At 68.2% G+C, this 3,298-nt stretch carries 4 protein-coding genes; 1 reads left to right on the top strand and 3 read right to left on the bottom strand.

Going from position 1 to position 3,298, the window contains the following annotated elements; translation table 11 throughout:
- On the top strand, positions 1–692 hold a 692-nt coding region (locus K0M70_RS14285; protein ID WP_290783066.1), incomplete at its 5' end, for an anhydro-N-acetylmuramic acid kinase.
- Here K0M70_RS14285 and K0M70_RS14280 read toward each other — a convergent pair.
- The 3 genes from K0M70_RS14280 to K0M70_RS14270 all read right to left on the bottom strand — a co-directional run bounded on the left by K0M70_RS14280 (position 693) and on the right by K0M70_RS14270 (position 3,166).
- A complete protein-coding gene (locus K0M70_RS14280) occupies positions 693–1,007 on the bottom strand; it encodes a hypothetical protein (RefSeq protein ID WP_290783064.1) in 315 nt (104 codons plus the stop codon). It abuts the gene before it with no gap.
- A 78-nt stretch (positions 1,008–1,085) separates the two neighbouring features.
- Positions 1,086–2,402: an MFS transporter gene (locus tag K0M70_RS14275; RefSeq protein WP_290783062.1), complete on the bottom strand. Its 1,317-nt coding sequence runs from the start codon at positions 2,400–2,402 to the stop codon at positions 1,086–1,088.
- Positions 2,399–3,166, bottom strand: coding sequence for an exodeoxyribonuclease III (locus K0M70_RS14270; RefSeq protein WP_290783061.1), 768 nt, complete (start codon positions 3,164–3,166; stop codon positions 2,399–2,401). The genes K0M70_RS14275 and K0M70_RS14270 overlap by 4 nt, the downstream gene beginning before the upstream one ends.
- Positions 3,167–3,298: the final 132 nt, after the last annotated feature.

The raw sequence follows: 3,298 nt of genomic DNA, 5'->3' as shown, positions 1-3,298 counted from the left end.
TCGCCGCCGGCGGCCAGGGCGCGCCGCTGATGCCGGCCTTCCATGTCGCCGTGATGCATTCGCCGGATGAAGACCGCGCCATCCTCAACCTGGGCGGCATCGCCAACCTGACGCTGCTGCCGCGCCAGGGCGACGTGCGCGGCTTCGACACCGGCCCGGCCAACGGCCTGATGGACGCGTGGTGCCTGCGCCACCGCGGCCTGCCTTACGACCGCGACGCCTGCTTCGCACGCGAGGGCCGTGTTCACGAAGGCCTGCTGGCGCGCCTGCTGGCCGAGCCCTGGTTTGCCGTGCCGCCGCCAAAGAGCACCGGCCGCGACCAGTTCCAGCTGGCCTGGCTGCAGGCGCACATGGGCGCCGAAACGATTGCGCCGGCCGACGTCCAGGCCACGCTGTGCGAGCTGAGCGCGGCAACCATCGCTGATGGGCTGCGCGCCACGCTGCCCGGCGCAAACCGACTGCTGGTGTGCGGCGGCGGCGTGCACAACCCGCTGCTGATGGAGCGATTGGCGCACCGGCTGCCCGGCGTGGACGTCGCCAGCACGGCCGCCCTGGGCCTGGATCCGGATTTCATCGAAGCTGCCGGCTTCGCCTGGCTGGCGCGGGAAACCCTGGCGGGGCGGCCGGGGAACCTGCCCAGCGTCACCGGCGCGCGCGGGCCCAGGGTGCTGGGTTCGATCCACCGCGGCTGATCAGCCGCCCGACTCCGTCTTCCGGCGGTCACTCTTGCGGCGTTCTTCTTCCACCAGGTAGGACGGCGCGTCGTCAGGCAGGCTGCTCATGGCGGCCATCGCTTCTTCGAAGGCGCGGGCTTCGTCATCGTTCCAGGCGCCCGTCAGGCGGGCGATGTCGCCGGGCACCGGGGCCGGCTCAGGCTCGATGATGCCCAGCGCCTGCTTGAGCAGCAGCAGCATGACGTCATTGAGCGGCCAGCCCTTCTGGCGAGCGATCTCCTTGATGCGCTCGGCTACCCGCTCGTCAATGTCGCGAAGCAGGAAGTCGGCCATGGCCTCGATCCTTGGGGGGCTTCCAGCATACGGCCAGTTGCGCCGACTGCAAGAGTTTGCGGGCGATGGGCCCGAGGTTTACTTCGGCGGCTCGGCGTAGCCCGCGTTGCCGAGAGACTGGTCTATCAGGCCCGCACGCAGCATGAACAGGTAGAGGAACACGCCCGGCAGCGCCACCAGCGTCGTCACAAGGTAGAAATTGACGTAGCCCAGCGATTCGATCAGCGCGCCGGCCGTCGTGCCCGTCAGCAGCCGCCCGACGATGCTCGAAGCAGCCGAAAGCAGCGCGAACTGGGTCGCCGTGAAGGCCAGGTTGCACAGCGCCGACAGGTAGGCCACCACCACCACGCCGCCGATGCCGCTGGAGAAATTCTCGAACCCGATGGTGAACGCCAGCAAACCGTTGGAGTGACCCACCGAGGCCAGCCACGCAAAACTGAGGTTGGAGGCGGCCATCAGTACCAGCGCCACCAGCACCGAACGCTTCACGCCCAGCCCGGCATACAGCATGCCGCCGACGAAAATGCCAACCAAGTACGCGATGAAGCCCACGCCGACATCCCAGGTGGCGATTTCCTCGTTGCTGAAGCCCAGGTCGTTGAGCAGCAGGCGCAGCGTCAGGTTCGCCAGCGTGTCGCCAATCTTGTGCAGCATGACGAACAGCAGCACCAGGATGGCGCCGCGGCGCAGGAAGAATTCGCCCAGCGGCCCGACCACCGATTGCCACGCCTGGCGCCAGCCGCGGTGCACTGCCACCACGACGTGCCGCGCCGGTTCGCCCAGCACCAGGCCGGTGAGCATCGCCGGAAGTGCGAACGCGGCGCACAGCAGGTATGCCGTGCTCCAGTCGCCCAGCGTAGCCACGTACAGCGCCAGCGAGCCTGCCGCTACCGAACCGATACGCCAGCCATACTGCGACATGCCCGAGCCCACGCCCAACTGCTCGGGGCGCAGCGTCTCGATCCGGTAGGCGTCGATGACGATGTCATACGTAGCGCCGGCGACGCCCACGGCCACCGCCGCCATCGCTACTCGCATCAGGTCGTCGCTGGGGTCCAGCATGCCCAGCCAGCCCACCGCCAGCATCACCAGCGTGCCGGCCAGCAGCAGCCATGACACACGCTGGCCCAGCCGCCCCAGCAGCGGGATGCGGAAGCCGTCCACCAACGGCGCCCAGAGGAACTTGAAGTTGTAGACCAGGAAGGCCAGCGAGAACGCCGTGACGCTCTTCTTGTCGATGCCGTCCTGGGCCAGGCGGGTGGTGAGCGTGGCGCCGATCATCGCGTACGGGAAGCCCGACGACAGCCCCAGCATCAGCGCCGCCAGCGGCTCACGCTCGAAGTAGGGGCGCAGGCTGGCCGGCAACCGGTCGCGCCAGGACGCCACCGCGCTCACGCGTACTCCACGGCGTAGGGCGCGTGGTCGGAGAATTTCGGCTCGGCGTGGATCGAACAGGCCTTGAGGCGGTCGCGCAGCGACGGCGACACCACCTGGTAGTCAATGCGCCAGCCGACGTTCTTGGCGCGCGCAGCGCCGCGCTGGCTCCACCAGGTGTAGTCCTCGCCGTCCGGCCGGAGGTGGCGATAGCTGTCCACCCAGCCGCGCTGGGCAAACAGCAGGTCCAGCCAGGCGCGCTCCTCGGGCAGGCAGCCGGAGTTCTTCTGGTTCGACGTCCAGTTCCTGATGTCCTTGCGCGTGTGCACGATGTTCCAGTCGCCGCAGATCACGTAGTCGCGGCCGCTGGCCAGCCACTGGTCCAGGATCGGCGTAAACCACTCCATGCAGCGGAACTTGAACTGTTGGCGCAGGTCCCCCGACGAGCCGGAAGGGAAGTACAGCGACACCACGCTGAGGTTTCCATGGCGCGTCTCGATATAGCGCCCCTCTTCGTCGAACTCGGCCCAGCCCAGCGCCGTGCGCACTTGATCGGGTTCGCGCCGGCTGTAGATGCCCACGCCGCTGTATCCCTTCTTGGTGGTCGCGTCGCGGAAGTGGGCCTGGTAGCCGGCCGGCAACATCGCCTCCACCCGCAGCTGGTGCTCCTGTGCCTTGGTTTCCTGGACGCAGACAAAGTCGGCGTCCTGGCCGGGCAGCCAGTCGAAGAAACCCTTGGTGGTGGCCGATCGCAGGCCGTTGGCGTTGAAACTGATGATCTTCACGAGGAACGCAGGGCCGGGGTCGGGGATGGCAAAGGGTAGCCCAAACCCGATGCCGCGGGGCCGGGGCCACCCGCCCCCGGCGGGTGGCCAAAAAGGGTTTTGACAGCGGGGCCCCGCCATGAAACCCCCAAA

The sequence above is a fragment of the Arenimonas sp. genome, from assembly GCF_019459675.1.
In the GTDB taxonomy this organism is placed as follows: Bacteria; Pseudomonadota; Gammaproteobacteria; order Xanthomonadales; family Xanthomonadaceae; genus Arenimonas.
This window is presented reverse-complemented; position numbering and strand designations above follow the sequence as displayed.